This window comes from Methyloceanibacter marginalis, assembly GCF_001723295.1.
Classification (GTDB): Bacteria; Pseudomonadota; Alphaproteobacteria; order Rhizobiales; family Methyloligellaceae; genus Methyloceanibacter; species Methyloceanibacter marginalis.
On the sequence record NZ_LPWD01000089.1, the window covers coordinates 1 to 3,495 of the forward strand.

General features: G+C 61.6%; 4 protein-coding genes. 3 read left to right on the forward strand and 1 reads right to left on the reverse strand.

The features are described 5' to 3' along the window. The 3 genes from AUC71_RS04030 to AUC71_RS04040 form a co-directional block, all read left to right on the forward strand. Window positions 1–765 (forward strand): histidine kinase (locus AUC71_RS04030; protein WP_244500791.1); only part of this gene is annotated, 765 nt, incomplete at its 5' end. Between the two features lie 10 nt (window positions 766–775). After that, window positions 776–1,420 carry a two-component system response regulator NarL gene (gene narL, locus AUC71_RS04035; protein ID WP_069623229.1) on the forward strand — a complete coding sequence of 215 codons (645 nt, stop codon included), beginning with the start codon at window positions 776–778 and terminating at the stop codon, window positions 1,418–1,420. 261 nt (window positions 1,421–1,681) lie between these two features. Continuing rightward, on the forward strand, window positions 1,682–3,088 hold the full coding sequence (locus AUC71_RS04040; RefSeq protein ID WP_069623230.1) for a sensor domain-containing diguanylate cyclase: 1,407 nt from the start codon (window positions 1,682–1,684) through the stop codon (window positions 3,086–3,088). 60 nt (window positions 3,089–3,148) lie between these two features. On the opposite strand, the gene AUC71_RS04045 is transcribed toward AUC71_RS04040, so the two are convergent. Then, window positions 3,149–3,495: glycine cleavage T C-terminal barrel domain-containing protein (locus AUC71_RS04045; protein ID WP_141701438.1), on the reverse strand; the 347-nt coding region annotated here is incomplete at its 5' end.

A 3,495-nucleotide genomic window follows, 5' to 3' on the forward strand; every position in this document is an offset into this window, starting at 1 on the left:
TCGCGCGACCGCAGCGCCGTGCCGCCATCGGCTTTGGAGTCCTTGCCGGGCTACGGCGAGTACTTGGCCGGCATCCTCTACAGCGCACGTTGTGCGCGCATGAAGCTGCGCAATGCGCAGAGCGAGGAGCGCGCCGCCATCGCCCGCGAGCTGCACGACTCCCTTGCTCAATCGCTGTCCTATTTGAAAGTGCAAGTCAGCCTGCTGCAAACCATGCTCAAGAGCGACGGCGATCATGCATCGGAGGTCGATCTAGCACTGCAAAAGGTGCGCAGCACGCTCAGCACGGCGAACCTGCAACTGCGCGAATTGATCACGACCTTCCGCTTGACGATGCATGGAAGGACTTTCGCCCAGGCTCTGGAAGACTCCATCGACGAATTCGAGCGGCGCAGCTCCATTGCCTTCGACCTGGACAATCGACTTCCCGTCGGCGTCCTGACAGTGGCCGAAGAGATGCAGCTTCTGCTCATTCTTCGCGAGGCCCTATGCAATGTGGTGCGTCACTCCCACGCCAACTATTGCTGGGTCTCGGCCCGTCTCAAAGAAGACGGCACTGTCTGCCTGGGCGTGGAGGACAACGGGATCGGCATGCAACTGACAATGCAGGACGCCGAACCGCATCATGGGCTTATCATCATGCAGGAGCGGGCGCGCAGTCTCGGCGGCGTTTTGCGCGTCGAGGATCGCGAGGGCGGCGGCACGCGCCTCTATGTCCAGTGCTGCCGCGAACGAAGCACACTATCGGGTACCATCGTAGGCTGAGGATTTTGCCATGAACACGGAGTCATGCAGAGTATTGCTGGTCGACGATCACCCGCTGTTTCGATGCGGCGTGGCCCAGCTCATCGCGGCACAAGAGGGTTTCGAAGTCGTCGGCGAGGCAGCCTCTGCCGAGGAAGGCGTCCAGCTGGCTTCCTCGCTGAAGCCCGATCTGGTGCTGATGGATCTCAACATGCGAGAAAGCAGCGGTCTCAGCGCCCTCAAGCAAATCAAGGATAGTGGACTGGACACCCAGGTCATCATGCTCACGGTGTCCGACGCCGAGCAGGACTTCATCAGGGCGGTTCGCGCCGGCGCCGAAGGCTACCTGCTCAAGGGCTCGGAGCCCGAAGAGATTCTCGACAAGCTCCGGCTCGCGGCCCGCGGCGAAACCGTATTTACCGAGCCCTTGATGAGCATGCTGCTGGAAACCATGCGCGACGGCACGCCGGCGGCGCCGCCTACAGACGAAGAGTGCCTGACCGCACGCGAGCGGCAGATCCTACGCCTGATCGCCGCCGGCAAGAGCAACAAGCACATCGCGCGCGAGCTCGATATCAGCGACGGCACCGTAAAAGTGCATGTGAAAAACCTGCTGCGGAAGCTGAACCTGCAATCGCGGCTCGAGGCCGCCGTCTGGGCACTCACCACGGCCTGAAAGCCGGCGATACTCGGATCGATAAGACCTCGTATGGCGTTATCCTGCTTCTGATGCCCGCCTCAGTTGTGCTCGGTCCCATCTTCATTGCACAGGCCTGGCACATGGCCCCGCACTATTCTTGACGATAGTCAGAACTAGCTGACACGCCGCGCTACCTCCAAGGTAGTACTACTCTTGCCTGCTTCATTTTCTCACCGCGCATAATGCAATGGTGTAACTTGGCTACGCTCCATCGAAACCCATATAGAAGCCACGAGCATGTCGACTGCGCAGATTGAGGTCCTCACCGAACTCCTGGTCGAAAGTGACGAGTTGGCGACCAGCCTCACGAGCGAATTTTGCCCGGGCTCCACACCGCTGGTTGCGCCACTTGTCGATGCGATCGACATCGTGGTTTTCGTCACCGGTCCGAGTGGCAGCCTACGCTACGTGAATGCGGCCTGGACGCGCCTGACCGGCTTCTCGCTGCAAGAGACGCGCTCGCTCGGCCGCTCCGCCTATTTGCACCCGCAGGACGAAGAGCGCTGGCTCCGCTTTCTGGAGACCCGCCAGCACGACCCGCAAAGGACGGCCGCGCTCGTGCTGCGCTTCCTCACCAGCTCCGGCAAGACCGTGCATTTGGAGGCCGGCGCACAGGCTGTGGTGGCCGACAACGGACGCTGCATGGGCTTTGTCGGAACGCTGTTCGATGTGGGTAATCGCGTTCAAGCGGAGGGCCTCAAGGAAGCAAGCCATCGCACCTTGGAAACTCTGATCAATAATCTGCCCGGCCTGGTCTATCGCTGCCGCAACGACCGTCAGTGGACCATGGAATATATGAGCAAGGGCTGCGAGGTGCTGACCGGCTATCCGCCGGAGGCCTTGATCAACAGCGAGCGTCTCACCTATGCCGATCTGATCGTTCCGGAAGACCGGGAGCAGGTCTGGCAGAACGTCCAAGTCTCGTTGCGCGAGCATCGGTCCTTCGAGCTCATGTACCGGATTCGAACGGCGCGGGGCGAAGAGAAATGGGTGCTCGAGCGCGGCCGGGGGAATTACTCGATCAGCGGCGAACTTCTCGGCGTGGAGGGTTTCATCACCGACGTGACGCGGGAGAAGCATGAGCAACTTCGCCTGAGAAGCGACAGCTTGCTCGACCCGGGAACTTGCCTGCCGACCCCTACCCTGTTCTTGGATCGGCTCGAGATGGCCTTGCGCCGGAGGAGGTCCCGGCCGCGCGATTCTTTTGTCGTCCTCGTCGTTCACCTCGACCAGTTTGCCAAGTGGCGCGAGAGTCTCGGGACTGAGTTCAGGGAGCGCGCGCTCCTGGATGTCGGCAAGCGCATCGAAACGATGCTGAGCCCCATCGATTCGCTTTGCCTTTGGACCGACAGCGAGTTTGTGATCCTGCATGAAAGCGCGGAGGCCAATGAAGACTCCGTGGCCGTCGCCGTGGAAATCCAACAGGCGCTGCGCCGGCCCGTCGTGGACGGCAACAACGAGATGTTCCTGACCGCCAGTATCGGGGTCGTCACGAAGCCGACGGGGAATGAATCCGCTGATCAACTCGTTTCCTTGGCCTCAACGGCAGCCGCGCGGGCCAGGAATGTGGGCGTGGGCCGCATCGAGACGGTCGAGATCGAGTCACTCTCGAAGCCAGCGCGAAGCGTGCGCGCGAACGGCTAGGCTCAGGCTTTTCCGCCGATTGTCGATGTGATGCGGGCAGAGCCCCGTGCGCAGAGCGCCTTACGCCCGCACCCGGGTCTTTTGCGGATCGTAATGCGGAAAGCCGACGACCTTGGCCGGGATGCGCTTCTGATGGCCGTCCAGCTTGCCGATCTCGACGCCGGTGCCCAGCTCCGACTCCGAAATGTCGAGTCGCGCGAGCGCGATGTTCTTCTTCAAGATCGGGGAGCGCGTGGAGCTGGTCACCACGCCGACCTGCGCCCGCCCTTTGTAGACGGGGTCGCCGTGATGGACACACTCATTGCTGTCGATATCGAGACCGACTAGCTTTCTCTGAGGATTGGCCTTGCGGCGGATCAGCGCCTCGGAGCCGATGAACGGCTCGTCTTCCATGTCCTTTCGGATGG